At 71.6% G+C, this 26562-nt stretch carries 23 protein-coding genes and 1 tRNA gene; 10 read left to right on the plus strand and 14 right to left on the minus strand.

The features are described from left to right. Positions 1 to 126: 126 nt before the first annotated feature. Positions 127 to 591, minus strand: coding sequence for a GatB/YqeY domain-containing protein (locus tag ACFVXE_RS35345; RefSeq protein WP_389677459.1), 465 nt, complete (start codon positions 589 to 591; stop codon positions 127 to 129). 79 nt (positions 592 to 670) lie between these two features. Between ACFVXE_RS35345 and ACFVXE_RS35350 the strand changes: the two genes are divergently transcribed. The 3 genes from ACFVXE_RS35350 (at position 671) to ACFVXE_RS35360 (ending at position 2415) form a co-directional block, all read left to right on the plus strand. After that, positions 671 to 1609 carry a metallophosphoesterase gene (locus ACFVXE_RS35350; protein WP_389677461.1) on the plus strand — a complete coding sequence of 313 codons (939 nt, stop codon included), beginning with the start codon at positions 671 to 673 and terminating at the stop codon, positions 1607 to 1609. Between the two features lie 99 nt (positions 1610 to 1708). Beyond that, positions 1709 to 1782, plus strand: a tRNA-Pro gene (locus ACFVXE_RS35355). A gap of 459 nt (positions 1783 to 2241) precedes the next feature. Beyond that, entirely contained in the window at positions 2242 to 2415 is a 174-nt protein-coding gene (locus ACFVXE_RS35360) for a hypothetical protein (protein WP_389677463.1), read from the plus strand. A 196-nt stretch (positions 2416 to 2611) separates the two neighbouring features. On the opposite strand, the gene ACFVXE_RS35365 is transcribed toward ACFVXE_RS35360, so the two are convergent. Further along, entirely contained in the window at positions 2612 to 2995 is a 384-nt protein-coding gene (locus tag ACFVXE_RS35365; protein WP_389677465.1) for a nuclear transport factor 2 family protein, read from the minus strand. Between the two features lie 56 nt (positions 2996 to 3051). Beyond that, on the minus strand, positions 3052 to 3888 hold the full coding sequence (locus ACFVXE_RS35370) for a class I SAM-dependent methyltransferase (RefSeq protein WP_389677467.1): 837 nt from the start codon (positions 3886 to 3888) through the stop codon (positions 3052 to 3054). A 70-nt stretch (positions 3889 to 3958) separates the two neighbouring features. On the opposite strand from ACFVXE_RS35370, the gene ACFVXE_RS35375 reads away from it, so the two are divergent. After that, entirely contained in the window at positions 3959 to 5776 is a 1818-nt protein-coding gene (locus tag ACFVXE_RS35375) for a S9 family peptidase (RefSeq protein ID WP_389677469.1), read from the plus strand. 243 nt (positions 5777 to 6019) lie between these two features. Continuing rightward, entirely contained in the window at positions 6020 to 6832 is an 813-nt protein-coding gene (locus tag ACFVXE_RS35380; RefSeq protein WP_389677471.1) for an SURF1 family protein, read from the plus strand. Positions 6833 to 6921: 89 nt separating this feature from the next. On the opposite strand, the gene ACFVXE_RS35385 is transcribed toward ACFVXE_RS35380, so the two are convergent. From ACFVXE_RS35385 to ACFVXE_RS35415, 7 genes are all read right to left on the minus strand, one after another. Then, positions 6922 to 8121: a hypothetical protein gene (locus ACFVXE_RS35385; protein ID WP_389677473.1), complete on the minus strand. Its 1200-nt coding sequence runs from the start codon at positions 8119 to 8121 to the stop codon at positions 6922 to 6924. A gap of 113 nt (positions 8122 to 8234) precedes the next feature. Then, positions 8235 to 8810 (minus strand): SigE family RNA polymerase sigma factor, encoded by a 576-nt coding sequence (locus ACFVXE_RS35390; RefSeq protein ID WP_389677474.1) that lies wholly within the window; start codon positions 8808 to 8810, stop codon positions 8235 to 8237. Positions 8811 to 9169: 359 nt separating this feature from the next. Next, positions 9170 to 10234: an aspartate-semialdehyde dehydrogenase gene (locus ACFVXE_RS35395; protein WP_389677476.1), complete on the minus strand. Its 1065-nt coding sequence runs from the start codon at positions 10232 to 10234 to the stop codon at positions 9170 to 9172. After that, on the minus strand, positions 10231 to 11502 hold the full coding sequence (locus ACFVXE_RS35400) for an aspartate kinase (protein ID WP_389677477.1): 1272 nt from the start codon (positions 11500 to 11502) through the stop codon (positions 10231 to 10233). Before ACFVXE_RS35400 ends, ACFVXE_RS35395 begins: the two co-directional genes overlap by 4 nt. Before the next feature lie 427 nt (positions 11503 to 11929). After that, positions 11930 to 12589, minus strand: a complete 660-nt coding sequence (locus ACFVXE_RS35405) for a DUF5063 domain-containing protein (RefSeq protein ID WP_389677479.1) — start codon at positions 12587 to 12589, stop codon at positions 11930 to 11932. 158 nt (positions 12590 to 12747) lie between these two features. Next, positions 12748 to 13347 (minus strand): recombination mediator RecR, encoded by a 600-nt coding sequence (gene recR / locus ACFVXE_RS35410; RefSeq protein ID WP_266984177.1) that lies wholly within the window; start codon positions 13345 to 13347, stop codon positions 12748 to 12750. A gap of 76 nt (positions 13348 to 13423) precedes the next feature. Beyond that, positions 13424 to 13759 (minus strand): YbaB/EbfC family nucleoid-associated protein, encoded by a 336-nt coding sequence (locus ACFVXE_RS35415; RefSeq protein WP_389677487.1) that lies wholly within the window; start codon positions 13757 to 13759, stop codon positions 13424 to 13426. 362 nt (positions 13760 to 14121) lie between these two features. Between ACFVXE_RS35415 and ACFVXE_RS35420 the strand changes: the two genes are divergently transcribed. After that, on the plus strand, positions 14122 to 14910 hold the full coding sequence (locus ACFVXE_RS35420; protein ID WP_389677489.1) for an SLATT domain-containing protein: 789 nt from the start codon (positions 14122 to 14124) through the stop codon (positions 14908 to 14910). 30 nt (positions 14911 to 14940) lie between these two features. On the opposite strand, the gene ACFVXE_RS35425 is transcribed toward ACFVXE_RS35420, so the two are convergent. The 3 genes from ACFVXE_RS35425 to ACFVXE_RS35435 form a co-directional block, all read right to left on the minus strand. Further along, positions 14941 to 15591 (minus strand): hypothetical protein, encoded by a 651-nt coding sequence (locus ACFVXE_RS35425; RefSeq protein WP_389677490.1) that lies wholly within the window; start codon positions 15589 to 15591, stop codon positions 14941 to 14943. Between the two features lie 161 nt (positions 15592 to 15752). Further along, positions 15753 to 16475: a GntR family transcriptional regulator gene (locus tag ACFVXE_RS35430; protein WP_389677481.1), complete on the minus strand. Its 723-nt coding sequence runs from the start codon at positions 16473 to 16475 to the stop codon at positions 15753 to 15755. Between the two features lie 112 nt (positions 16476 to 16587). Then, positions 16588 to 17970 (minus strand): aspartate aminotransferase family protein, encoded by a 1383-nt coding sequence (locus ACFVXE_RS35435; RefSeq protein WP_389677482.1) that lies wholly within the window; start codon positions 17968 to 17970, stop codon positions 16588 to 16590. A gap of 230 nt (positions 17971 to 18200) precedes the next feature. Between ACFVXE_RS35435 and ACFVXE_RS35440 the strand changes: the two genes are divergently transcribed. From ACFVXE_RS35440 to ACFVXE_RS35450, 3 genes are all read left to right on the plus strand, one after another. Further along, complete coding sequence (locus tag ACFVXE_RS35440) at positions 18201 to 20306, plus strand: serine/threonine-protein kinase (RefSeq protein ID WP_389677484.1); 2106 nt, start codon at positions 18201 to 18203, stop codon at positions 20304 to 20306. Positions 20307 to 20508: 202 nt separating this feature from the next. Then, the gene (locus tag ACFVXE_RS35445) at positions 20509 to 22497 is read left to right on the plus strand and encodes an Ig-like domain repeat protein (RefSeq protein WP_389677485.1); all 1989 of its coding nucleotides are present in this window, start codon (positions 20509 to 20511) and stop codon (positions 22495 to 22497) included. Positions 22498 to 22652: 155 nt separating this feature from the next. Continuing rightward, complete coding sequence (locus ACFVXE_RS35450) at positions 22653 to 24071, plus strand: FG-GAP repeat protein (RefSeq protein ID WP_389677486.1); 1419 nt, start codon at positions 22653 to 22655, stop codon at positions 24069 to 24071. Positions 24072 to 24184: 113 nt separating this feature from the next. Here ACFVXE_RS35450 and ACFVXE_RS35455 read toward each other — a convergent pair whose 3' ends face one another. After that, positions 24185 to 25648, minus strand: coding sequence for a PucR family transcriptional regulator (locus ACFVXE_RS35455; protein ID WP_389677491.1), 1464 nt, complete (start codon positions 25646 to 25648; stop codon positions 24185 to 24187). A gap of 431 nt (positions 25649 to 26079) precedes the next feature. Here ACFVXE_RS35455 and ACFVXE_RS35460 point away from each other — a divergent pair, with 431 nt between their 5' ends. Next, on the plus strand, positions 26080 to 26460 hold the full coding sequence (locus tag ACFVXE_RS35460) for a VOC family protein (protein WP_361120290.1): 381 nt from the start codon (positions 26080 to 26082) through the stop codon (positions 26458 to 26460). The last annotated feature ends 102 nt before the right edge of the window (positions 26461 to 26562 follow it).

Here is a 26562-nt window from a genome sequence, read left to right on the forward strand (position 1 = left end):
GACCTGTCCAACACCCCGGTCGCGCCGGCCTCCCCCCCCCCCCCCCCCCCGACACACACCCTCGGGGGGGGGGACCCCGCCCGGATTCCGGGGCACCCCACCTCCTCTGTGTACGGTCCGGTCCGCTCAGCCGACGAGGAGCTTCTTCACCGCGGCGGCCACCCGGCCGCCGTCCGCGAGCCCCGCGACCTTCGGGTTCACGATCTTCATGACGGCTCCCATGGCCCGCGGCCCCTCGGCCCCGGCGGCCTTCGCCTCGTCGACCGCCGACGCCACGATCGCGCCCAGCTCGTCGTCGCTCAGCTGCTTCGGCAGATAGGCGTCGAGCAGCTCGCCCTCCGCCTTCTCGCGCTCGGCCTGCTCCGCCCGGCCGCCCTGGGCGAACGCCTCGGCCGCCTCCCGGCGCTTCTTCGCCTCCTTGGCGATGACCTTCTGCACCTCGTCGTCGGAGAGCTCGCGCGACGTCTTGCCGCTGACTTCTTCCTTGGTGATCGCGGTGAGGGTCAGCCGGAGCGTGGACGAGGTCAGCTCGTCGCGCGCCTTCATGGCCGTGGTGAGGTCTTCCTTGAGCTTGGACTTGAGCGTGGTCATGTGCTGATTGTGGCAGGTGCGGGGGGCCTGCCGCCCGCCGGTTTTCCGCGGGGCGCACGGTGTCTGCGACGATGGGCACATGCGCGCACGCTACGGAGTACCCCTGAAAATCACGGCAGTCGGCGCAGCGGTCGGCGCCGCCGGCCTCGTCTACGCGGCAGGATTCGAAGCCCGCTCGTTCCGGCTTCGACGCGTCACGATCCCCGTACTCCCGCACGGGGCACGCCCGTTGCGTGTGCTGCAGGTCTCCGACATCCACATGGTGAGCGGCCAGCGCAAGAAGCGCGGCTGGCTGCAGTCACTGGCCGGGCTGCGCCCGGACTTCGTCGTGAACACCGGCGACAACCTCTCCGACCCGGAGGCCGTACCGGAGCTGCTGGACGCGCTCGGTCCGCTGATGGACTTCCCCGGTGTGTACGTCTTCGGCTCCAACGACTACTACGGCCCCAAGCTCCGCAACCCGGCCCGCTACCTCTTCGAGAAGACCCAGGGCAAGCACGGCCTCAACGGCAATGCCCCCGCGGTCGGCGTCGTCCACAACCCGTGGGAGCCCATGCGCGACGCATTCGACGAGGCCGGCTGGCTGAACCTGAGCAACACCCGTGGCCGGCTCAAGCTCGACGGCCTGGAGCTCGCCTTCACCGGTCTCGACGACCCGCACATCAAGCGGGACAGGTACGCCGAGGTGGCGGGCGGCCCCGAAACGGGCGCAGACCTCTCCATCGGCGTGGTCCACGCTCCGTACCTGCGCTCCCTCGACGCCTTCACCGCGGACGGCTATCCGCTGATCCTGGCGGGCCACACCCACGGCGGCCAGCTCTGCATCCCCTTCTACGGGGCTCTGGTCACCAACTGCGACCTGGACACGGACCGGGTCAAGGGCCTCTCCGGCCACACCGTCGGCGACCGGCGCTCCTATCTCCACGTCTCCGCAGGCTGCGGCACCAACCGCTACACCCCGGTCCGTTTCGCCTGCCCTCCCGAGGCGACCCTGCTGACGCTGACGCCCCGCGACTGACGCCCCGGGCGGGCCCGTCCGCCCGGGCAGAAACCGGATTTCGTCTGAGGGCGCCAGTGGGCTAAAGTAATCGATGTCGCCGGGGAGACCGGCGGCGATCGGGGTGTAGCGCAGCTTGGCAGCGCGCTTCGTTCGGGACGAAGAGGTCGTGGGTTCAAATCCCGCCACCCCGACAGCTGAAATAGCAGGTCAGAGGGTCCAGTGTGTAAGTTGCACTGGACCCTCTGCCGTTGCCGGGGCCAAACCGGGGGCCAGAAGCTTCTGATCAAGCCTCGCCGTTGCTGCGCATGGCCCCGAAATCGAGGATCCCGCCCATCGCCCCTGCTCCCTGCGTGATCAAGGGGCGGAGTCGCACAGAGTGATTTGCGAGCCGCCTCGGCGCCCACCCGGGGTTTGTGATCACGGGAGCGAGTGCCGGCAGACGGGCATCCGCCGGCCCCTCTGTCGCCGGCCCCAAGCCGCCTCAAGCGCATGGGCCGGCTCCTCGATCCGCTCGGCCGTGCCACGCACCGCACCCCCTCTCACCGCCCGCCACCCGGAGCCCTGAGCCGTATGGGCGAAATGCGCGTTTCGTACTCACATGCGAATCTGGAGGTGGCCATCGTCCGAGATCGGCTACAGGAGGCGTGATCGTGAGCAAGAAACAGACCCGGCAGAATCGCGGCGCCCGCTCCGGCGGCCATGAACGCAGCGCTGCCACCGAGGCGAAGGAACAGACGCAGACCCCGTCCGTGCCCGACGCGCTGCACGCCATCTCCGAGCCGACGGTCTCCCACAAGAAGCAGCGGAAGTTCGGACACAACTGACCTCCGGCATCCGACCGCTGCCGACGCGCGCTACGGCGCCCCGCACGGGGGCCGACGGGCGTCGGCCGCGTGCGTGTGTCGGCGGGACGGGAGCGTGCGCGACGCGCTCCCGCCGCACCGGCGCTCGCCGTGGCACCCGGGTCCGCGGCAAGGTATGAGGCGTCCGCCCGCGGTACGAGGCGGCCAGACCTCCTGCTCAGTAGCGCTCGACGAGGTGCTCCCGGCCCGCCGGGGGCTCGTACGGCTCCGGCCAGAAGTCCGTGATCGCCGCGATCCGGCCCTGCGCGTCCCCCGTGAAGAAGTGGATGGCGTGCATCTGCTGCGCCCCGACCGTGAACAGCGTACGGACGGCCACCTGCCCTCCGTCCCGGTCGGCCACGACCCGTTCGACACGGACGTGCCAGTCCCCCGGGTACTCCTGGTTGAACCGGAGATACCGCTCCTTGCCGCGGATGCGCTCACGCGTCTGCGGCAGGTCGTAGAGCACTTCCTCGGCGAGCGTCGTCGCAAAGGTGTCCCAGTCACGTGTCTCGGCCGCGGTCCAGTACGTCTCCACCGCGGCGCGCAGATCGGCAGTCATGGTCCGAGTCTGAACCGGACCACTGACAATCGGCCGGCAGGCCCGTCGGCCGGCCGTCAGCCGACCGCCGGCCTCGATGCCTTGACCGAGTACATCAGCGGCACCCGGGGCCGGTCCGCGGGGAACCGGTAGAGGCCGTCGCGCTGCCGCTCCAGCGCGGGGAACCGCTGGAAGAGCGAGACGTCGTGTTCGTGCAGGAACTCGATCCGCAGTCCGGCGGCGGCCAGCGCCGACACCACGTCGCCGATCGGGTGCTGCCACTCGACGCTGCGGTTGTGGACGGTCGGTGCGTCGAAGTCCGCGTAGCTGCCCGGCGTCTCGTCCACCCACGCGTCACGGCTGAAGTAGTCGTGCGTGACCGTCGAGCCGGTCGAGTCGTCCAGGCAGTCGGTCACCGGATGGAACTCCGCCAGGTAGAGGAAACCGCCCGGCGCGACGAGCGACGCGGCGATCTCGGCCCAGCGGCGGGTGTCCGGCAGCCAGTTCAGCGCACCGACGCCGGTGTAGACGATGTCGTACGAGGCGTCGGGGACGGCCTCCGCCGCGTCATGCACATCGGCGACGACGAACGCCGCACGGTCCGGCGTGAATCCGAGCTCCCGGGCCAGACCGCGGGCGGTCTCGACGGCCGGCTCGGAGAAGTCGAGCCCGACGACGTGCGAGGCCCCGTGCCGGGCCCAGGACAGGGTGTCGAGCCCTATGTGGCACTGCAGATGCAGCAGCGATCTCCCGGTGACGTCCCCGACCTCCGCGAGCTCGAACGCACGCAGCGCGTCCTTGCCCGCACGGAAGGAGCCGAGGTCATAGAAGTCGCTCGCCGTGTGGATCGCGACGCGCTCGTCCCAGCGCGCACGGTTGGCCTCGCACCAGTCGGCAGGGGTCGGGGAATGCATGCAGAAGAGGTTATCCACAGGCTGAGGACGGTGAGACCGAAATTCTGGCGCCCGGCGCAGAATGGTGGGCATGACTGAGATCAGTGGACCGACGACCGACTCCGTTCCGCAGTGGGAACAGCGCTTCCGGGCGCCCCGGGTGTCGTTGCCCGACTGGGCGGAGGATGCGCCGGACCGCGCGCTGTTCGTGTCCAACGCGACGGGGACGTACGAGTTGTACGCCTGGGACCGGGCGACCGGGGAGCAGCGGCAGGTCACCGACCGGCCGAACGGGACGACGGACGGGGTGCTGACCCCGGACGGCGAGACGATCTGGTGGTTCGACGACACCGACGGGGACGAGTTCGGGGTGTGGATGCGTCAGCCGTTCCACGGCGCGGGTGAGGGGACGGCCGACATTCCAGCGGCTCCGGGCCTCGCCCCCTCGTATCCGGCAGGACTCGCGATCGGGCGGGACGGGACGGCGGTGATCGGCCGCTCCACCGACGAGGACGGGACGACGATCCATGTCGTACGGCCCGGTGCCCCGCCGGTGGAGATCTACCGGCACCGTGAGTCGGCGGGCGTCGGGGACCTGTCGCACGACGGGACGCTGATCGCCCTGGAGCACACCGAGCACGGCGACGCGATGCACTCGGCGCTCCGCGTGGTGCGGCCGGACGGGACGACGGTCGCCGAGCTCGACGACACCAAGGGCGGCACGGAGGAGCTGGGGCTGGCCGTGCTGGGCTTCGCCCCGGTGGCCGGGGACACCCGCCTGCTGGTCGGGCATCAGCGGCGGGGCCGCTGGGAGCCGATGATCTGGGACCCGGTGGCGGGGACGGAGACGGACCTCGCGCTCGACCTGCCCGGCGACGTGGGCGCCGAGTGGTACCCGGACGGCTCCGCGCTTTTGATCGTGCACGGGTTCGAGGCCCGCAACGACCTGTGGCGGTACGAGCCGGGGGGCGAGGGCGGTCCGGTGCGGGTGGAGACGCCCGCCGGTTCGGTGTCGGGCGCCACGGCCCGGCCGGACGGCACGGTGGAGTACCTGTGGTCGTCGGCGGCGCAGCCGCCCGTGGTGCGGTCCACGACGGGCGCCGTGGTGCTCGACCCGCCGGGCGCGAAGGCCCCGGCGTCCGTGCCGGTGGAGGACGTGTGGGTTGACGGACCGGGCGGCCGGATCCACGCGCTCGTGCAGCGTCCCGCCGCGCCCGCGGAGGGGCCGTTCCCGACCGTCTTCGACATCCACGGCGGCCCCACCTGGCACGACAGCGACGAGTTCGCGTCCGGGCCCGCCGCATGGGTGGACCACGGCTACGCGGTCGTCCGGGTCAACTACCGCGGATCGACCGGGTACGGGCGGGCGTGGACGGACGCGCTCAAGCACCGGGTCGGGCTGATCGAGCTGGAGGACATCGCGGCGGTACGGGAATGGGCGGTGAAGTCCGGGCTCGCGGACCCGGAGAAGCTCGTCCTGGCCGGGGGCTCGTGGGGCGGATATCTGACCCTGCTCGGCCTGGGTACACAGCCGCAGGACTGGGCACTGGGGCTGGCGGCGGTCCCGGTCGGCGACTACGTCACGGCGTACCACGACGAGATGGAGGCCCTGAAGTCGATGGACCGCACGCTGCTGGGCGGCACACCGGAAGAGGTCCCCGAGCGGTTCGAGGCCTCCTCCCCGCTGACGTACGTCGACGCCGTCCGTGCTCCCGTCCACATCTCCGCGGGCGTCAACGACCCGCGTTGCCCGATCCGCCAGGTCGAGAACTATGTGGACCGGCTGAAGGACCGGGCCGCGGTGCACGAGGTGTACCGCTACGACGCAGGGCACGGCTCGCTCGTCGTCGAGGAGCGGATCAAGCAGGTGCGGTTGGAGCTCGACTTCGCCCGGCGCCACCTCGGCTGACCTGGCTCCTGCGCCGGGCGCGGTGCCGGGCGGGGCCGGTGGCAGGCCCTGTATGGCCTCTGGCGGGCGGCCGGCGCCCCGTACGGCCCCTCCCGCCCCCTACCCAGTCCCCCGGGTCCCCCCGGGGACGGCCGAGGGCGGCAGAGCGGTCCCGGCCCGGTCTCAGGCGCCCAGGGGCGGGGGCGGTGGGCGCCGACGGCCCCCCGCTCCAGGGTTACGGAGCGGGGACCGTACCGTGGAGGGGTGTACCGGTTCCTGCTGACCCCGCGATGGTGGGGGATCAACCTCTTCGCCGTGCTGGCCATCCCGTTCTGCGTCTTCATGGGCACCTGGCAGCTCGGCCGCTTCGAGGACCGCGTCCAGACGCATGAGGAGGCCAAGGAGCAGCCCGCCCCGGGCAGCAGAGCCGCCGAGCCGCTCGACGACCTCCTGCCGGTCGACAAGGTGACGTCCGGCCGCCCGGCCACCGCGACCGGACGGTACGCCGACCAGTTCCTGGTGCCCGGCCGGGAGTTGGACGACAGGAGCGGCTTCTACGTCCTGAACCTGCTGCGCACCGACAGCGGCAAGGCTCTCCCGGTGGTACGCGGCTGGCTGCCCGGCAAGGCGGGACACACCGCGGTGCCCGCCGCGCCCACCGGCGAGGTCACCGTGACCGGCGACCTGCAGGCGTCCGAGAACACGGGGACCGCCGGCGTCGACACGGCGGGCGGACTCCCCGGCGGCCAGCTCGGCATGATCAGCGCCGCGTCGCTGGTCAACCTCGTCCCGTACGACGTCTACGACGCATGGGTGACGCTCCAGAACCCCGGCGCGGGCGCCGGGGGCTCAGCCGCCGGGAGCAGCGCGCTGCGCCCCGTACCGGCCGTCGCGCCCCAGGACAGCGGGCTCGATCTGAAGGCGTTCCAGAACCTCGGCTACACCGGCGAGTGGTTCGTCTTCGCCGCCTTCGTGCTCTTCATGTGGTTCCGGCTGGTGCGGCGCGAGGCCGAGGCCGCGCGGGATGTGCGGCTGGGCCTCGTGGCAGGCCCGGAGGCGGTCGCGGACACCGCCTGAGGGATCCGGACACGCATCCGGACACGCATGCTGAAGGGGGCCCGCCGGTCGGCGGGCCCCCTTCAGCATGCGTGCGTCGTCCGTCGTCGCTACACCGTCGGTTCGATCACACCCGTCCGGTAGATCGTGCCCGCACAGGCGTTGGGGATCTCGGTCTCCGCGACCGGCGCCCCCGGCTCAGGTGTGTGCGTCACGGAGACACTGCCGTCCAGCGTGGAGCCGCCGTCCTCGCTGCCGAGCTGTGTTCCTGTCTGGGGCAGACCGTCGCCGGTGCCGTCGGACGCGCCCGCGGAGCCATCGCTCGGCGTCGGCGTCGGCGTGCTGCCGGAGGTCGGGCAGGTGTCCTTCGGTACCCAGGCGAACTTGACCTCGTACGTCATGGCGGGCTTGAGCAGCACGGTGCCCGCCTCCTGCGACGGGTCGGGCAGCCCGGCCGCCGCGTCGCCCGCGGTGTGCTGCACGACGTCGATCCGGGCCGGGTCGGCCGCGCCCATCGCCTGGAAGCCGACGGTGCCGCTGTCGGTGACCGAGCAGTCCGTACCGGAGATGTTGGAGATGCGGAACGTTCCGTAGACCGTGCCGTCGGCGCCGGCCGCCCCCGCCTCCGCCGAGGCGACACCGAGCTGCCCCGGGGCGCAGGCCGGCAGGTCGGCCGCGACCGAACCGCCCGGGTCGGTGGACGTGCTGCCCTCGCCGCCCGGCCCGGCGCTGTCCGCCGGGCTGCTGGCGCTGTCGGGATGGCCGTTGCCTCCGGCGTTGTGCCCGCCGGCGGTACCGCCGCCGTTCCCCCCGCCGGCCGACGAGCCGCTCTCGTCACCGCTGCCGCCCTGTGCCTGCTCACCGTGTCCGGCGATGGCGGGGTTGGCGGTGTCCGAACCGCCGGAGCCCGCGACATGGACGAACGCGGGAATCGCGGTGCCGAAGAGCAGCGCCGCGGCCGCCATCCCGACGACGACCTGCCGCCGCCGGGCGCGCCGGGCGGGAACCGCGCGGCGCAGGTGGTCGAGGACGCCGTCGGTCGGTTCGAGGTCCTGGACGGCGCCGCGCAGCATACGGCGCAGGGCGAGCTCGTCCAGGTCGGGACCGGCGCCCCCGGGAGCGTCCGAGCCGTCGCCCGGGCCCGCTCCGAAGAGGTCCGTCAGCTGTGCGAGCCGGGCCGTTCCGGCGGAGTCGTCACTCCCGGCACGTGCCTGCGGCGCCGCCGTCGCACGTTCCGCGGATCCCGCGGGCTCGGTGTCCCTACCCGCGTCCGGCTTCACGTTCGGGGTGTTCTCCGGCCCGTGGCTCACAATTCCGCTTCCAGTCCGGTCGATCCCACGCTCTTGCGTGCGTGCGTCCGCGGGATCCTGCGCGGATCCGTGCGCGGGTCCCTGCCTGCGTCCCTGCCTGCGCTCGCGCCAGATCATGTCTGGGCCTCCATCACGACGCGAAGCGCCGCGATACCGCGCGACCCGTAGGCCTTGACCGAGCCCAGCGAAATGCCCAGCGTCTCGGCGACCTGGGCCTCGGTCATGTCGGCGAAGTAGCGCAGCACCAGGACCTCGCGCTGGCGCCGCTGCAACCCCCGCATCGCCTTGATCAGCGCGTCCCGCTCCAGCTGGTCGTACGCCCCCTCCTCGGCGCTCGCCATGTCGGGCATCGGCTTGGAGAGCAGCTTCAGCCCGAGGATGCGGCGGCGCAGCGCGGAGCGCGACAGGTTCACGACCGTCTGGCGCAGGTACGCGAGCGTCTTCTCGGGCTCGCGCACCCGGTTGCGCGCCGAGTGCACGCGGATGAAAGCCTCCTGCACCACGTCCTCGCACGACGCGGTGTCGTCCAGCAGCAGGGCCGCGAGGCCGAGCAGCGAACGGTAGTGGGCGCGATAGGTCTCGGTGAGATGGTCGACCGTGGTTCCAGCTGCCACGCTCCCCTCAGCGCCCTCGCGCTGCGCCGGCAGCTGAGCGGGGCGTGCAGCGGGCATGGGCGCAATCACCGGCATACCGCCGGGTGCGCGGGGCCGCCGGAGCGGACGCACTGAAGCGCCCCGCAACGGGCCCACCACTGTGATATCGAGAACCTCTGCCACGCCAGTTGGACACGTTTCCCCCCGTCAGGGTTGTACGCGTTCGGCACCGCGTTTGCCCCCGTGCGACATGCCCTCATACGTACCTGCTCTTCCACAGATGCCACGAATTTGCGCCCCGCCGCGCAAGAGGTGACCGCATAGACGCGTGGTGCCCGGCCGCCGGTTCCAGCGGGCCGAAAGGTCATCGTCGGACACCGCAACGCCCCAGCTCAAGAGGTTCAGAGCAGCAACTTGCTCACAGGTACTTCACAGAGCGTACAAAACAGGTTCGATCAGGTCCCGGGATATTCGGCGGCCACCGATTCGGCGATCTGCGCCACGTTCAGGGCCGCTCCCTTGCGGAGGTTGTCGCCGCAGACGAACAGCTCCAGGGCCCGCGGGTCGTCCATCGACCGCCGCACCCGCCCCACCCAGGTCGGGTCGGTGCCCACGACGTCGGACGGTGTCGGGAAGTCGCCGGAGGACGGGCTGTCGAAAAGGACCACGCCGGGCGCGGTGGCCAGGATCTCGTGTGCGCGGTCGACCGCGACCTCGTTCTCGAAGCGGGCGTGCACGGACATCGAGTGCGTCGCGACAACCGGTACGTACACGCAGGTCGCCGAGACCCGCAGGCTCGGCAGGTCCAGGATCTTGCGGCACTCGTCACGGATCGCCAGCTCCTCGGACGACCAGCCGTCGCCGGCCTCCGTCCCGGCCCACGGCACGACGTTGAGCGCCACGGGGGCCGCGAAGGGCGAGCCGCCGGAGTCGCCGAGCGCCCTGCGCACGTCTCCGGGACGGGTGCCCAATTCGGTGCCCGCGACCATCGACAGCTGTTCACGCAGCGCGGCGACACCGTCGCGGCCCACCCCGCTGACCGCCTGGTACGAGGAGACGACGAGCTCGCGCAGCCCGAACTCGGCGTGCAGCGCCCCGACCGCGACGATCAGCGACAGCGTCGTGCAGTTCGGGCTGGCCACGATGGAGCGCGGCCTGATCCGTACGGCATGGGGGTTGATCTCGGGCACGACCAGGGGCACGTCCGCGTCCAGCCGGAACGCCGCCGAGTCGTCGATGACCACCGCGCCCCTGGACGCGGCGATCGGGGCCCAGCGCGCGGAGACCTCGTCGGGCACCAGGAAGAGCGCCACGTCCACGCCGTCGAAGACGTCCTCGGTGAGTTCGAGGACTTCGGTCTCCTCACCGCGCACGACCAGCTTGCGGCCGGCCGAGCGCGGCGAGGCCACCAGTGAGACCTCGCCCCAGACGTCCGCGTGCTGCGAGAGGATCTGGAGCATGACGCCGCCGATCGCCCCGGTCGCGCCGACGACCGCGAGCGAAGGGCGGCGCGGTGTCATCGGCCTGTGCCGCCGTAGACGACGGCCTCGTCGGAGTCGCTGTCGAGACCGAAGGCGGTGTGCACGGCGCGCACGGCCTCGATCACGTCGTCGGCGCGGGTGACCACCGAGATGCGGATCTCGGACGTCGAGATCAGCTCGATGTTCACACCGGCGTCGGAGAGCGCCTCGAAGAAGCCCGCGGTGACTCCGGGGTTGGTCTTCATACCCGCTCCGACCAGGGAGATCTTCGCGATCTGGTCGTCGTAGCGCAGCGATTCGAAACCGATCGTGCCGCGGTTGCGCTCCAGGGCGTCGATGGCCTTGCGGCCCTCGGACTTCGGCAGCGTGAACGAGATGTCGGTCAGACCGGTCGACGCGGCGGAGACGTTCTGCACCACCATGTCGATGTTGACTTCCGCGTTCGCGATGGTGCGGAAGATCGCTGCGGCCTCGCCCGGCTTGTCGGGCACGCCGACGACCGTGATCTTGGCCTCGGAGACGTCATGGGCGACTCCGGAGATGATCGCGTGCTCCACCTGCTGGTCCCCTTGCGGCTCGTTGCTGACCCAGGTGCCGCGCAGTCCGGAGAAGGACGAGCGGACGTGGATCGGAATGTTGTAGCGGCGTGCGTACTCCACGCACCGGTGCAGCAGCACCTTGGAACCGGACGCGGCCAGTTCCAGCATGTCCTCGAAGGAGATCCAGTCGATCTTCCGGGCCTTCTTCACGACCCGCGGGTCGGCGGTGAAGACGCCGTCCACATCGGTGTAGATCTCACAGACCTCGGCGTCCAGTGCGGCCGCGAGTGCGACGGCAGTGGTGTCCGAGCCGCCTCGGCCGAGGGTGGTGATGTCCTTCTTGTCCTGGGACACACCCTGGAACCCCGCGACGATCGCGATGTTCCCCTCGTCCAGCGCCGTACGGATACGGCCCGGCGTCACATCGATGATGCGTGCTTTGTTGTGGACCGAGTCGGTGATGACGCCGGCCTGGCTGCCGGTGAACGACTGGGCCTCGTGGCCCAGGTTTTTGATCGCCATGGCCAGCAGGGCCATCGAGATCCGCTCTCCGGCGGTCAGCAGCATGTCGAACTCACGCCCGGCAGGGATCGGAGATACCTGCTCGGCGAGATCGATCAACTCGTCCGTCGTGTCGCCCATCGCGGACACCACGACAACCACCTGGTTGCCGTTCTTCTTGGCATCGACGATTCGCTTGGCGACGCGCTTGATGCCTTCGGCATCGGCTACGGAGGAGCCTCCGTACTTCTGCACGACAAGGCCCACGTGCGCTCCTCGCTCAATCCATTACTGCGGTCGGCTCAGTTTAACGAGCAGTCCGGATTCGCCTCGCTGATATCACATGGTGAGATGTCCCGCTCAACACGTGATCATCGGCGTGCCGCATCCGAACTGCTCGTACGGGGCTGCTGCCCGATGATCCCGGGGCCACGCCCGTATGTGGTTCAGCCCACACGCCGAAGAGGCCTGCTCGGCGATGTGCGTGCCCGCATCTCCAGCGTGAACCGGATCTTCCCGGACCGCCCCCGGGAGCTCCTCACTGATGCGCACACCATCGCCGCGTCGGCCTGCCGCAGGGTGTCCCGCCTCGGCGGAAAAACGGAAGCCCCGCCGGGCCCCGTGACGGGGCGCACCACCGCCGCCGGCCCACCGGAGGGACGGCTGTCGCACCGGGCGTGGCCCGGAGGGGCGGCTACTTCACCGGGCGCAGGCCCAGCGGACCCGCGATCTCCTCGGCCATCACCCGGCCCGCCTCCTCGGCGAGTGCGTCGTCGCCCGTGTCCTGGTCCGTGTCCAGGCCGTCCAGCTCCTCGAGGGGCTGGTTCAGGCGGATGTGGGCGACCAGGGACTGGAGGGCGCGCAGCGTCGCGGATGCGGTGGAGCCCCAGTTGGAGAAGTACGAGAACTGCCACCACCACAGCGCCTCGGTCGTGCGGCCCGCCTCGTAGTGGGCGAGTCCGTGGCGCAGGTCCGTGATCAGGTCGGCAAGACCGTCGGAGATGCGGAAGGCGACGGGGGGCGTGCGGGGCTCGTACGGGTCGAAGACCTCGGAGTAGATGTCGATCGGCTCGAGGAGCGCCGCATAGCGTTCGCGCAGCCCGTCGGCGTCCGGCTCGCTGCCCAGATCGGGCTCGTAGCGCTCATCCGGGAGCACGTCCTCGTGCGCGCCGAGCCGGCCACCGGCCAGCAGCAGCTGGGAGACCTGCAGGAGCAGGATGGGGACAGCCTGTTCAGGCTCGTCGACCTTGGAGACCTCGGTCACGGCGACGACGAACGTCTTGATCTGGTCCGCGATCTGGACGGCGAAGTCGTCCGGGTCCTGCGTGACGGAGTTCAGCGTGGCGTCAGACATCGAGGGGACCTCCCGTGGGCACGGTCGCGAACGGTGAGTAGAACATAGCCTCGCTGAACGTAAAGCCGCCGTGAGACGTCGAGGTTTCATCCACGCGGATCCAGGACGTGGCCCAGGTGTCGCGTGGGATGACGCTCCGGGCGGCGCAGGAGGCGGTGTCAGACATCCAGCAAGCGCCTCCCCTCGAAGGCTCGGCCGAGGGTGACCTCGTCCGCGTACTCCAGGTCGCCGCCGACCGGCAGCCCACTGGCCAGCCGCGTCACCCGCAGACCCATCGGCTTGATCATCCGCGCCAGGTACGTCGCGGTGGCCTCGCCCTCCAGGTTGGGGTCGGTGGCCAGGATCAGCTCCGTGATGGAGCCGTCGGCGAGCCGCGCCAGCAGCTCGCGGATGCGCAGATCGTCCGGGCCGACGCCCTCGATCGGGCTGATCGCTCCGCCGAGTACGTGGTATCGGCCCCGGAATTCACGGGTCCGCTCGATCGCCACGACATCCTTCGGCTCCTCGACCACACAGATCACCGTCTGGTCGCGGCGCGCGTCACGGCAGATCCCGCACTGTTCCTCCTGCGCGACGTTGCCGCACACCGAGCAGAACCGGACCTTGTCCTTGACCTCCAGGAGGGCATGGGCGAGGCGGCGTACGTCGGTGGGCTCGGCCTGCAGGATGTGGAAAGCGATCCGCTGCGCGCTCTTGGGACCGACGCCGGGCAGCCTGCCCAACTCGTCGATGAGGTCCTGAACCACGCCTTCGTACAACGGAACGCCTTCCTTGACTGATCTCCGCGACCGCCTCTGCTGTCGTGGTACGTACGGTAGTTGCTGTGCCTGCGGATCAGAAGGGAAGACCGGGCATGCCGCCCAGCCCCTGGGCCAGCGGGCCCAGCTTCTGCTGCTGAAGCGCCTGCGCGTTCTCGTTCGCCGCCTGGACCGCGGCGACGACGAGGTCGGCGAGCGTCTCGGTGTCCTCGGGGTCGACGGCCTTGGGGTCGATGACCAGGGCACGGAGTTCGCCGGAGCCGGTCACGGTCGCCTTCACCAGGCCGCCGCCCGCCTGCCCCTCGACCTCGGTCCCGGCCAGCTCCTCCTGAGCCTTGGCAAGGTCCTGCTGCATCTTCTGGGCCTGCTGCAACAGCTGCTGCATATTGGGCTGGCCACCACCGGGAATCACGGTCACTCCTGGCATATCGACGACAAAAGCTTCGGTATGCCGAGCCTACGTGGTCCCCGCGCACCTCGCTCCACCCACTGGCGGGCAACTCTTTCGAGTGACATCTCGTCGACCCCGAGGGGCCTCCTATACCTGATCACAGACGCTGTGCACCCGGGAATACCGTGATTTCGACCCCACGCCCCACCATTCGGCGGTAGGAAGGGCATGCGTCCCCGTACGCACACGCACACCGATGGTCACGCAAGGTATCGCGAGCGCGACAGTCGGCCACGTCGACCGTCCGCCCGCCCCCGCATACGCGCGTCACGCACGCGTCGATACGCAGAGTGCAGAGGAGTGCCCCGGTGAGTCAGCCGGAGATGCAGCCCGAGAGGGCGCCCCGCAACGAGTCCGACGCGCCCGGTTCGGCCGTTCCGCAGGGCTCGGGCCCGGGCTCCGGCTCCGGCGGGGACGCGGGCGGCCAGGGGCGCGATCTGACCGGGCAGCCGTTCCCGCACGGCGACTGGGGCGAGCCCGCGGAACGCCTGGACGAGCTGTACCGGTGGGTCGAGACGGACGCGCTGCGGACCGCCGACTGGTACCTGCGCGACCGGGTGTGGAAACGACGCGGGGCCCGAGTGCTGCGGATCGGCACGGCCGTCGGGGCGATCGCGGGCGGGGCCCTGCCGCTGCTGGATCTGACGGGGGCGCTGGCCGGGGCGGCCGGCTGGGGCTATCTGTCGCTGCTGCTGGGCGCCGCGTGCATGGCCTGTGACCGGTTTTTCGGCCTGACCTCCGGCTGGATGAGGAACCTCGCCACGGCCCAGGCCGTGCAGCGACGGCTCCAGGTACTGCAGTTCGACTGGGCGTCGGAGTGCGTGCGGGAGGTGCTCGGGCCGACCGAGGGAACGGCGAGCGAGGCAGCGGAACGCTGTCTGGGCGTGCTGCGGCGGTTCTCGGAGGACATCACGGAGCTCGTACGGTCCGAGACCGCGGACTGGATAGTGGAGTTCCGGGCCGGGCCCGCGCCGATGGGGATGCAGGCGCTGGTGTCGGGCGGCGGGGCGGGCGGGCGTACGGAGCCGGGGGCGCTGCCGGGACGGTTCCCCGTCCAGTCGGTGACCCGGCCGAACATGCCGCGGCAGCGGCCGCCGGAACCACCCCGGTGATCGGTGGCCCCGGCGGCCGGACGGCCGGCCTCAGCTGAAAATAATCATGGAGCCTTGAGCGAGGCTCCGGGTCGCCGCCGCGTGCAGCCCCAGCCAGACGTGCCGTTCCCGCGCGAACGGGCTCTCGTCGTACGGAATCGGGCCCGCCGGCTCCTCCAGCGAGGTAGGCGCGGTGGGCGGCAGCGGTGCGGCCGGCGGGTTCGCCGGATCGATACCGATGGAGGGGGCGACGAACTCCAACTCCCGCAGCAGCCCGTGCGCCGAACCGAGCGGGCCGCCGCCCTCCAACAGCTGGTCGTTGGAGAGCGGGGAGGGGAAGTCCACCGGGACGTACGCCCCCGCGTGGTCGTAGTGCCAGACCAGATGGGACTGCTGGGCCGTCGGCTCGAACATCTCCAGCAACTGCTCGTAGTCCCCGCCCAGTTCGTCGACCGGCGTGACGGCAAGACCGCTCAGCTGCAGCAGATAGGCACGGCGCAGGAAGTGCAGTGCGTCGTAGTCGAAGCCCGCGACCGGGGCCACGTCGCCGGTCAGTCCCGGCATGTAGGCGTAGACGGGTACGGCCGGCAGGCCGGCCTCGCTCAGCGCCTGGTCGTAGACGGCTATCTCTTCGGCGAACGGATTGTCGGGGCTGTGGCACAGCACATCGACGAGGGGGACCAGCCACAGGTCACAGGCCACGAAGTCTCGCTCTCCCACGGGTCCTCGCGCGGTTCGCGCGATGGTCGGGACAGCGTAATGCGAGGGGACCGTTGCGCACAGTGGTCTCTCATGACCGGCTTGCGAACAGCTCGCGCCGGGACCGGGCCCCCTGTCGCCCGCAGCCGTGGCCCGGGCGCTCCCTACCGCTCGTCGCCGGTGGCGGGGGGCGGCGGATCGGCGGCCGCGAGCCCGTCCGCCCAGTCCAGCGCGCCGGCGTCGTGGTCGTCGAGCACCGCGCGCACGGCGTCGCAGTCGCCGAGCGTGATCGCCGCGACCAGATCCGTGTGGCCCTTCCAGAGCCGGTCCCGCACGTCCGCGTCGCCGCGGAGGTACGGCACGGCGAACATCCAGGCCTGGACGCGCAGTCGGTGCAGGAAGTCGGTGATGTACGAGTTGCCGACGAGCGCGCCGAGCTCACGCCAGAAGCGCAGGTCGTACCCGATGAGGATGTCGAGGTCACCGCCCCGCGCCGCCCGCGCGGCCTCCTCGGCGCGGCGCCGTACGACGACCAGCGCGTCGCGGTACGCCGCCGCCTGCGGGCGGGCCGGGCCCGGCCCGTGGAAGATGCCGCGGATGACGCCGTCTATGACCAGGGCGCGGGCCTCGACCATCGCCCGGTAGTCGGCCACGGTGAATGCGTGGACCCGGAAGCCGCGATGCTGATCGGATTCGAGCAGACCCTGCGCGGAGAGGTCGAAGAGCGCCTCACGGACGGGCGTGGCGGAAACCCCGTACTGCTCGGCGATCTGCTTGACGGTGAACTCCCGTCCCGGCTGCAGACGGCCGGCAAGCACTTCGTCGCGCAGCGCGTCCGCGATCTGCTGCCGCAGCGTGCTGCGGGTCACAGTTCCGCTCGCGCCCATGGCGCCCCTCCCCTTTTCGGCTCCGGTCACCATAAGCCAGACCCGGTATGCCCGGTTCCGGGCACGGGGAGGGGCGTCGCGCGGTTCACCCGTCGGCCACCGCGGAACGACGTCAGACGGTGTGCTCGTCCGCGACCGAGAGGGCCACGTCCAGCGCCGCCAGTCCCTCCTTCGCCTCGGCCTCCGTCACGTTGCAGGCCGGAACGGCGTGCGTGCGGTTCATGTTGATGAAGGGCCACAGGCCGTTCTTCCTGCAGGCCGCGCCGAAGGCCGCCATCGGCGCATTGGCCTCGCCCGCCGCGTTGTACGGGACCAGCGGTTCGCGGGTCTCCTTGTTCCGGACCAGGTCCAGCGCCCAGAACGCGCCGAGGCCGCGCACCTCGCCGACCGACGGATGGCGCTCGGCAAGCTCGCGCAGGCCGGGGCCGAGCACCGTCTCGCCGATGTGGGCGGCGTTCTCGACGACTTTCTCGTCCTCCATCACGCCGATGGTGGCCACGGCAGCGGCGCAGGCCAGCGGGTGGCCGGAGTAGGTGAGACCGCCCGGGTAGGGGCGGGTCTCGAAGGTGGCGGCGATCTCGGCGGAGATGGCGACGCCGCCGAGCGGCACATAGCCGGAGTTGACGCCCTTGGCGAAGGTCATCAGGTCGGGCGTGACGTCGAAGTGGTCGGCGGCGAACCACCTGCCGGTGCGTCCGAAGCCGGCCATCACCTCGTCGAGGACGAAGACGATGCCGTACCGGTCGCAGATCTCGCGGACACCGGCGAGGTAGCCGGGCGGCGGGGTCATGATCCCGGCCGTGCCGGGGATCGTCTCCAGGATGATCGCGGCGATGGTGGCGGGGCCCTCGAAGGCGAGGGTGTCCTCCAGGTGCTGGAGGGCGCGGGCGCACTCCTCGGCCTCGGTCGTGGCGTGGAACGGCGAGCGGTACAGGAACGGGGCCCAGAACCGGACGACGCCCGCCGCGCCCTGGTCGGACGGCCAGCGGCGCGGGTCGCCGGTCAGGTTGATGGCCGTCGAGGTGGCGCCGTGGTACGAGCGGTAGGCGGAGAGCACCTTCGTACGGCCGGTGTGCAGCCGCGCCATCCGGACGGCGTTCTCCACGGCCTCGGCGCCGCCGTTGGTGAAGAAGATCTTGTCCAGGTCGCCGGGGGTCCGCTCGGCGATGAGGCGTGCGGCCTCGGAGCGGGCCTCGATCGCGAACGCGGGCGCGAAGGTGGCGAGCCGGCCCGCCTGCTCCTGGATCGCGGCGACGACGGTGGGGTGCTGGTAGCCGATGTTGGTGAAGACGAGGCCGCTGGTGAAGTCCAGGTAGCGGTTGCCGTCGTAGTCCCAGAAGTACGCCCCCTCGGCGCCGGCGACGGCGAGCGGGTCGATCAGGCCCTGGGCGGACCAGGAGTGGAACACGTGCGCGCGGTCGGCGGCCTTCACGGCCGCACCGGCCGCGGGATCGGCCGGCGGGGTGTGGGGTCCGGAGGAGGCATGAGACGTCATGACGGCGAGCGTAGGCCGAGCCGCGGGCGGCTCGACATGACCACCCTGTATGGCGTCGGGCGGTTTGCTGGGCAGGGTGTCGGGTCGGCGCGGTGCCGGAGCGGCCGCCGATGCGGGCGAGGGCGCCGGAGGCGGACGGGACCGGTGCCGTGCCGGGCCGCCGGTCATGACGCGCGCCGCTATTCTCGTGCCGTCCGGCGTGTCGCCGTACGGGGGAGGGACTGCACACCATGGAAAGACTCGGATCCGCCGATCCGCAACGGATCGGCGCGTACCGCCTGCTGGGGCGGCTGGGTGCGGGTGGCATGGGGCAGGTGTATCTGGCCCGTTCCGACCGGGGCCGTACCGTCGCGATCAAGCTGGTCCGCCGGGAGCTCGCCGAGCAGCAGGAGTTCCGTGACCGGTTCCGCCAGGAGGTGGAGGCCGCCCGACAGGTCGGCTCCACGTGGACGGCCCCCGTGCTGGACGCCGACACCGACGCCGCCGTGCCGTGGGTCGCGACCGGGTACGTCGCCGGACCCTCCCTCCAGGCCACCGTCTCCGGGCGCGGGGGCACACCGGCGGGACCCGTTTCGGGGGCGTACGGTCCGCTGCCCGAGCGTTCGGTCCACGTCCTCGGTGCGGGGCTGACCCGCGCGCTGCGGGCCATCCACTCCGCCGGGCTCATCCACCGCGACCTCAAACCGTCCAACATCCTGCTGACGATCGACGGTCCGCGGGTCATCGACTTCGGCATAGCCCGGGCCCTGGACACCGTCGCCGACGGAGGGCTCACCCGCACCGGCGCGCTGGTCGGTTCGCCCGGTTTCATGGCACCGGAACAGGTGCGCGGCGAGCGGGTGACCGCGGCGTGCGACGTGTTCTGCCTCGGCTCGGTGCTGGCCTACGCGGCGACCGGCAGGCTTCCGTTCGCCGGGGCGGACAACGAGGTCCATGCGCTGATGTTCCGGATCGCGCAGGAGGACCCGGACCTGACCGGCGTCCCGGCGGACCTGGTCGACCTCGTCCGGGACTGCCTCCACAAGGACCCGGAGGCCCGGCCGACGACGGACGCGCTCCTGGAACGGCTGGCGGACGGCCGGGCGAACGAACCATGGCTCCCGGGCGCACTTCTCGCCCAACTTGGCCGTCATGCCGTGGAGTTGCTCGACGCGGAGGATCCGGAGGATCCGGCGGAGCCGGTCGCTCCGGAGCAGCCGGCCGGCCCGCAGGACGCGGTGCCCACGGCCCCGCAGCCCGGTCCCGATCCGCAGCCGCCGTCCCACCGGCCGTCCGAAAGCGCCGACGCACAGCCCACCGTGGCCGGAACCGGGACCCCCGCGCCGACCGCCGGCCGGCCGCCCGCACCCACCCCGGCGCCCGCACCCGTACCCGTACCCACGCCGGCTCCCCTACCCGTCCCGGCTCCCGCGCCGACCGCCGACCGGCCGCCCGCCCCGGCGCCGGCCCCGGCCCCCACACCCGTACCCACACCCACCCCGGCTCCCACGCCCGGGTACGACTACCCGCTGCCGCCCGCCCAGCCGCACCCCGCCCAGGGGCAGCCGTACGGATACGGATATCCGCAGCCGCCCGCCCCGGGACAGCCCTACGGATACGGCCCCCCGCAACCCCCCGCCCAGCCGCACCCCGCCCAGGGACAGCCCTACGGATACGGATATCCGCAGCATCAGCAGCAGTCCGCCGGTTTCGGCCCCACACCCCCGTACGGCCCCCTCGGCCCGCTCGACCCCGCGGCCGTCCCGCAGCCCGCACCCGCGCGCCGCAGGACAGGGGCGACCGTGGCTCTCGTCGTGGTCGCCGTGCTGGTGGCGATCGGTGCGGGCGGCTCGGTGTACGCGCTCATGAGCGACGGCGGCAAGAAGCCCGCCCGGCCCGCCGCCGCGTCGCACGGCCCGTCCGCGTCGCGGACTCCGTCGGACTCCCCCGCACCGACCGCCTCCCCGTCCCCCACCGGCGAGGAGAAGAAGGGCGACGGTCCCATTCCCGAGGACTATCTCGGCACCTGGTCCAGCAGCATCGACAACGCCTCCGGCCACTCGACCCGCGAACTCGTCATCCAGCAGGGTGAGGTCGGCCGGGCCGTCCTCACCCTCACCGCGGAAGGGCCGGCCGACGCCGGCGGCACCTACCGCTGCGTCTTCCGGGCGGACCTGGCCGCCGAACCGTCCCCCGACGAACCGGTCCGCATCGGCCCGTCCACGGTGACGGTCGGCGAACCCATGTCGTCCTGCACCCCGGGCAAGGCCACCACTCTCACCCTGCTGCCGGACGGCACCCTGCGCCGCGAGAACACGGAGACCGGCGAGAAGCTCACGTACACCAGGACCGACTGAGCCACCGGCCTGAGCCACCGGCCGCCGCGCGAGGTCCGGGGCGATCCGTTGGGGGTCGATCCGTTGGGGGGCCGGGCCCGTTCCGGACCCTTAAATGTTCACCGCGTGTCATTGCCATGCCATACCCTGCGATCCGGGCCGCTCCCCTCTCTCATCTCAGGGTGCTGTGCGGCCCTCTCTTACCGTGGGGGTAGACATCACTGTGCATACGCGCAGACTCTCGACCGCGACCACGCTCGCGGTCCTCTTCAGCTCAGTAGTCCTGGTCGGTGGCGCGGCGGACCCCGCAGCGGCCGACTCCAGCAAGATCCTTCCTGCGGCATCCGTCGGCAATGTCGTCGCGGACGGCGTGCACCAGCGGGTCTTCATCAGTGACCCGACCGGTGGCAAGGTCCTCGTCACCGATTACAGCGGCACCGTCGTCGGTACGATCCCGTCGCTGCCGGGTGTGACCGGCCTGGAACTGTCCACCGACTCCGGCACGCTGTACGCCGGGGTGCGCGGCGCGGACGCCATCGCGGCGATCGACACCTCCGCCCTCGTGGAGTCCGCCCGGTACGCGACCGGCCAGAACACCGATCCCGCTTATCCGGCGCTGGCGGGCGGCAAGCTCTGGTTCGGTTACGGAGCGGCGGCCGAGGGCAACATCGGTTCGCTCGACCTGTCCGGCGCCGAGCCGGTCGTCACCCTGGACCAGGACCCGAACCGCACCTGGTACTCGGCCCCGACCCTGGCCTCGACGCCGGGCGCGCCGAACACCCTGGCCGCCGGTATCGAGGGCCAGAGCCCGACGGAACTGGCGGTGTACGACGTGTCCTCGGGCACGGCGGCACGGACCGCGTATCTGCGCGCCGACGCGAGCAACATGCACGACCTCGCGCTGACCCCCGACGGTCAGCAGGTCGTGGTGGCCAGTGGGGCGCCCTACTACCACCAGGTGTACCGGACGTCGGACCTCACCGCGGGGACCAACTACCCGTCCGACGCGTACCCGAACGCCGTCGACATCGCGCCGGACGGCACGGTCGCCGCGGGCATCGACGGCTGGTACGAGCCCGACGTGTACGTCTACAAGCCGGGCACCACCGCGCCGGTCCGGACGTACGACTTCCCCAACACGGGGAACACCACCGGTTCGGACACCCTGATGCCGTCCGCCCTGGCCTGGGCTCCGGACACCAGCCGGCTCTTCGCGGTCACCGAGAACAGCGCGGGCGTGCGCTCGCTGCGGGTGCTCACCGACGCCGTCAAGTCCGTGTCCACCGTCACGGTCGCCGCGCCGTCGAAGTCCACGCTCGGCAAGAAGCTCACCGTCACCGGCAAGGTCACGTCCAAGGGCGCATTCCCGGCGGGGGCCCGGGCCACGGTGACCCGCACCGACATCGAGTCGCCCAAGGGCAAGGCGCTCGCCCCGGTGACGCTGAAGTCGGACGGCGGTTTCTCCTTCACGGACACGCCGACCGCCGGTGGCCAGGTCACCTACAAGGTGTCCTACGCGGGCGACCCACTGCACTCCGCGGCGTCGGGTTCCGACAAGGTCGCCGTCCCCCGGACCGTCACCACCCTGACGTTGAACCACAACAAGGCGCTGTACGCGTACGGCACCGATGTCTCGTTCACCGCGCACCTCGGCAGGACGTACAAGAACCGCACGGTCGAGCTGTGGGTGGACCCGTTCGGCTCGGACAAGCCGAAGAAGCTGGTCAAGACCGGCAAGGTCAACTCCAGCGGCAATCTGTCGGCCACGGTCGACATGACTCGTGACGCCACCGTCACCGCCGTGTTCGCGGGTGACGGCAAGTACACGTCGAAGACGGTCACGTCCACCGCGTACGCCGGGGTGAAGGTCTCGACCTCCGTCTCCAAGCAGTACAAGACGGCGAAGATCGGCTCCACCTCGTACGCGTACTTCCACAAGACGACCGACCCGGTCTTCACCACGACCATGACGTACTACAAGAACCGCTCGCAGAAGCTGAACCTGGAGATCTACTACCAGGGCAAGTGGTACGACGCGGGCTCGGACTACTTCGCGCTCGGCACCGACGGCAAGTCCGTCGTGACCCTGACCGGGCCGCACGACACGGGCTACCGGATGCGCATGCGCGCGTCCTACGTCAACGGCTCGTCCGGTGACACCGTGAACTCCACCACCCATGGCGCCTGGAAGTACTTCTACTTCACGAAGTAACGGGATCCACGGGGACGTTGCGGGGCCGGGCGGATTCGTCCGGCCCCGCGGCGTCGTCCCCTTCCATTGCGCACCCCGCCCGTCCGTGGGTGAATGCGGCAACAGTCGGAGGCCCCGCCCTCGCCGGGGCCGGGGCATGGGGTGGGGACAGAGGCATGAGCGGACGACGCATCACCAGTTGCAGACCGGTGGCCCTGGTGGCCGCCGTCGCCGCCGTCGCCGCGGCGCTGTCCGGCGGGACGGCCTCCGCCGCGCCGATGCCGGTTCCGCAGGACATCAACGGTGACGGCTACCGGGACCTCGTGGTCCCCGCGCCGGGCGCCACGGTCACGGGTCACGACCGGGCCGGCAGCCTCGTCGTCCTGTACGGGTCCGCCAAGGGCGTGTCCGCCGCCAGGCGCGCCGTGATCACGCAGAACTCGGCCGGCATACCGGGCTCGGCCGAGGCGGACGACCTGTTCGGCGCCTCCAGCGCACTCGCGGACCTCGATCACGACGGCTACACCGACCTGGTGGTCGGTGCGCCCGGCGAGGACGTCGGCACCACGCTGGACTCGGGCGCGGTGTACGTCCTGTGGGGCAGCGCCAAGGGCCTGGTCTCCGGTGCAGCGCTGCCGACACAGGTGCTCAGGCGCTGGGGCGCGGGCGCGGACGTGGCCGCGGCGTCCGGGCCCGGCCGGGCCCGGGTGCTGATCGCCAACCACAATTTCACCACCGAGCTGACCGGGCCGTTCTCCCGGAGCGGCACGGTCGGCTCGTCCGTGCCGAACGAGGACATCGGCTGGATGCGCGCCGTCGCGTACGGCGATGTGAACGGCGACGGCGTGGCCGAGCAGATCCAGGTGACGGGACCGCCGAACGGGAGCAGCGGCGGCCGGGTGCTGGTCGATCCGGTGCCCGGTTCCTTCCCGCCTCCGCTCCTGGAGGGCGAGGGACTCAACGCCGCGGTGGGCGATGTGAACGGGGACGGTTACGGGGACGTCGTCGCCGGTGACCCGGACGAGCCGAGCCAGGTCGGCCCGATCGGTCACGTGGGCGGTTCGGTGTCCGTCTGGTTCGGGTCGGCCAAGGGGGTCGCGCTCGACAAGGCGCCCATGACGTTCCACCAGAACACCGCCGGTGTGCCCGGTTCGAGCGAGCGCGGCGACTCCTTCGGGGCCGCGGTGGCCGTCGCCGACCTGAACAGGGACGGGCTCGCGGACATCGTCGTGGGCGCACCCGGTGAGGCGATCGGCGCCACCAGCGGCGCCGGCACGGTCACGGTCGTACCCGGCCGCCGTACCGGGCAGCTGGGCACGGGGTCGTACACCTTCAAGCAGGACACACCCGGTGTGCCGGGCACCCCGGAGAAGAACGACCTCTTCGGCTGCACGGTGACCGCGGGGGATCTCACCCGGGACGGCAGACCCGAGATCGTCGTGGGCGCGAGCGAGGAGGACGGGCGCGGCGCGGTCTGGGTGCTGCCGGGCGGGACCACCCGGCCGGTGTACACGTCGGCGCTCTCCTTCGGCACCGGATCACTCGGACTGCCCGCGGTCGGCGGGACGATGCTGGGCGGCGACTGGCAGCAGTGACGGTTGGCGGTGCGGGGCCGGGCGTCCCCTGGCCCTGCACCTGTCCTGGTCCCGGCCGGTGACGGCCGGGCAGCCGGAGGGTGCTGCGGCACCGTCCCCCGCGGGGGACGGTGTCACACCGCACCGCTGACGGCCGCGATGTCCAGCGCCCGGAACGCCAGCCACAACTCGTACCGGGCACTGGGGGTTTGGAGCAACGAACGCCGCAGCACACCTTCGAGCCGGGTGAGCCGCTTGCGGACGCCCGGCACGGATATGTCCAGAGCCGTGGCGGTCGGGGAGAGCTGGGCCTCGCATCCGAGCCAGGTGCGGACCGTCTCCTCGGCCGCACCGCCGCAGTGGCGCAGCGGCTGCAGTTGCTGAACCGCCCACTCCTGGACGGCGGGGCGGCGCAGGACCCGGTCCAGCGAGTGGGTTTCCCGCGAGGGCGTGGCGGTACGGGGCGGGTGGGCGGGGACGGCGCGGATCCGCAGCGCCAGGTCGAGGGCGGCCTGGTCGGGGAGCCGGTTGAGGTCCCGTTCGAGCAGCTCGCCGATCAACCGCAGCCGCGCGGCGAGGGTGTTGCGGTGGATCTTCAGATGTCTGGTCGCGTGAGAGGCGAACGCGAGCCAGGAGGCCAGGGTCGCCGCCAGTTCCTGGCTGCCGGGATCCTGACTGCGCCTGGGCTGATGGGTCAGGAGCGGTGTCAGCAGGGCTTCGGCCCACTGCGCGCCCTCGGTCCCGACGAGCAGCGCCGGTTCGGGCGCCGAGCCGAACCGGGCATGGCGGACGGGCAGACCGCGGGCCACCGCCAGGGCGTGGAAGGCCTGCCGGTATCCGGTCGCCGTGTCGCTCAGCGGCACCTCCTCACTGACGCCGACGACGCAGTCGTCCACCACCGCGGCGACCTCGGAGGCGAGTCGTGGCCGGATGCCGTCCGCGCCGGCCGGCACGACGAGGATCAGGTGGTTCGCGTACACCGGACAGCGCACGATCCAGGACCGCCCGCCGGAGAGATCCGCGCACACCCGCGCCACCCTGCCCCGCCGACCGCTCCGGCACTCCACCACGTACACCTCCGCGGGGTCGGGCAGCGTGGGTTTCAGGGCGCCCGCGACCTGGTGGGCGATGGAGAGCTGACCGGTCATCAGCAGGTGCAGCACCGCTTCCCGGCCCCGTGACTCCGCGAGGTCGACACGGCGGCGTTTGCGCTCGACCGTCTCGGCCGCCCAGCACATGGCCAGCGGCATCACCGCATCGGCGAGCAGCGTGGCCAGCCCCTCCGGCAGTGGTCGGGCCGCGACGGCGGCGAGCACCGGGGTGCGGGCCTCACGGTCGTCGGACGGGTCGTGGAGCGGGAGCAGTACCGCGGTGTGCGGGCCCCGGTCGAGGGTGAAGGAACGCGCACCGAGGGCCGTCAACTCCCTTGCGCCTTGGGCGGCGAGTCCGACGGCGGCGGCGCTCGTGCGGTCCGGGTTCCGTGCCACACCGTGCAGGACGGTGCCGTCGTCCCGGAGAAGTCCGGCCCAGCCGTCGGCCCGCCCGGACAGCCAGCGCAGCAGCTCCGGCACTCCGCCGGTGCGTGCCAGACGGTGCATCCGCAGTACGTCGTCGGCCCGTTCCGCAGCTCGCACACGTCCTCCGCCCCGTACCTGTCCGTCGCTGCCGCCGTCCTCTGCCCGTACAGAAAACGGAGTGCAGCGTACCGGTTCGACTGTGCGGACTGATACCCCCGTGACGTCGACACCGTGCGAATTGAATCTTCTCGTCGGGTACCCGCCGACCTAGAGTCCGAACGTGTCGCGGGGGCGCGGGCGTCGGGGGACATCGCGGCGAACGGCGGCAGCGGCCCACGGGGGTGGTCGTTGTCGCCTGCCCGGCGGCCCGGGCGGGGCGGGGCGAGGACCCAAAAACCCTTCGCACCCGCCCGCCCGGCCCGGTACGGTCCCGAGCGTGTTCCCACCGCGGGAAGCCCAACAGCTCCGCGCGGCCGCCCCGGCAGTTCCCGCACCGAAAGCAGGTCTCGTCCATGGCATGTCGAATCAGTGAGCTCGTGCTCGGTTGCCGCGACCCCGAGGTGCTGGCGCGGTTCTGGTGCGAGGTCCTGGACTTCGTCGTGCTCGACCGTGAGGACGACGGCACCCTCGAGATCGGGCCGCGCGAAGGGTTCGGCGGCCCGCAGCCGACGATCATCCTCAGCCGCAGGGACGAGCCGGAACAGGGGAAGCCCCGGCTGCACATCGACGTCAACGCCACCGACCGCGATCAGGACGCCGAGCTCGAACGCCTCCTGAAGCTCGGGGCGCGCCCGGCTGACATCGGCCAGACCGGCGAGGAGCAGTGGCACGTTCTTGCCGACCCCGAGGGCAATGAGTTCTGCCTGCTCAAGGCCCGCCTCAACCCGCTCTGACGGCTCCGGCACCGGAACGGGGGGTGGGGGGGGGGGGGGGCGCGGGCGCCCCCCCCCCCCCGCGCGCGCCCCCGCCCGGGCACAGCACCGAAAGGGGAGTCC

Source organism: Streptomyces sp. NPDC058231, from assembly GCF_042882275.1.
In the GTDB taxonomy this organism is placed as follows: Bacteria; Actinomycetota; Actinomycetes; order Streptomycetales; family Streptomycetaceae; genus Streptomyces.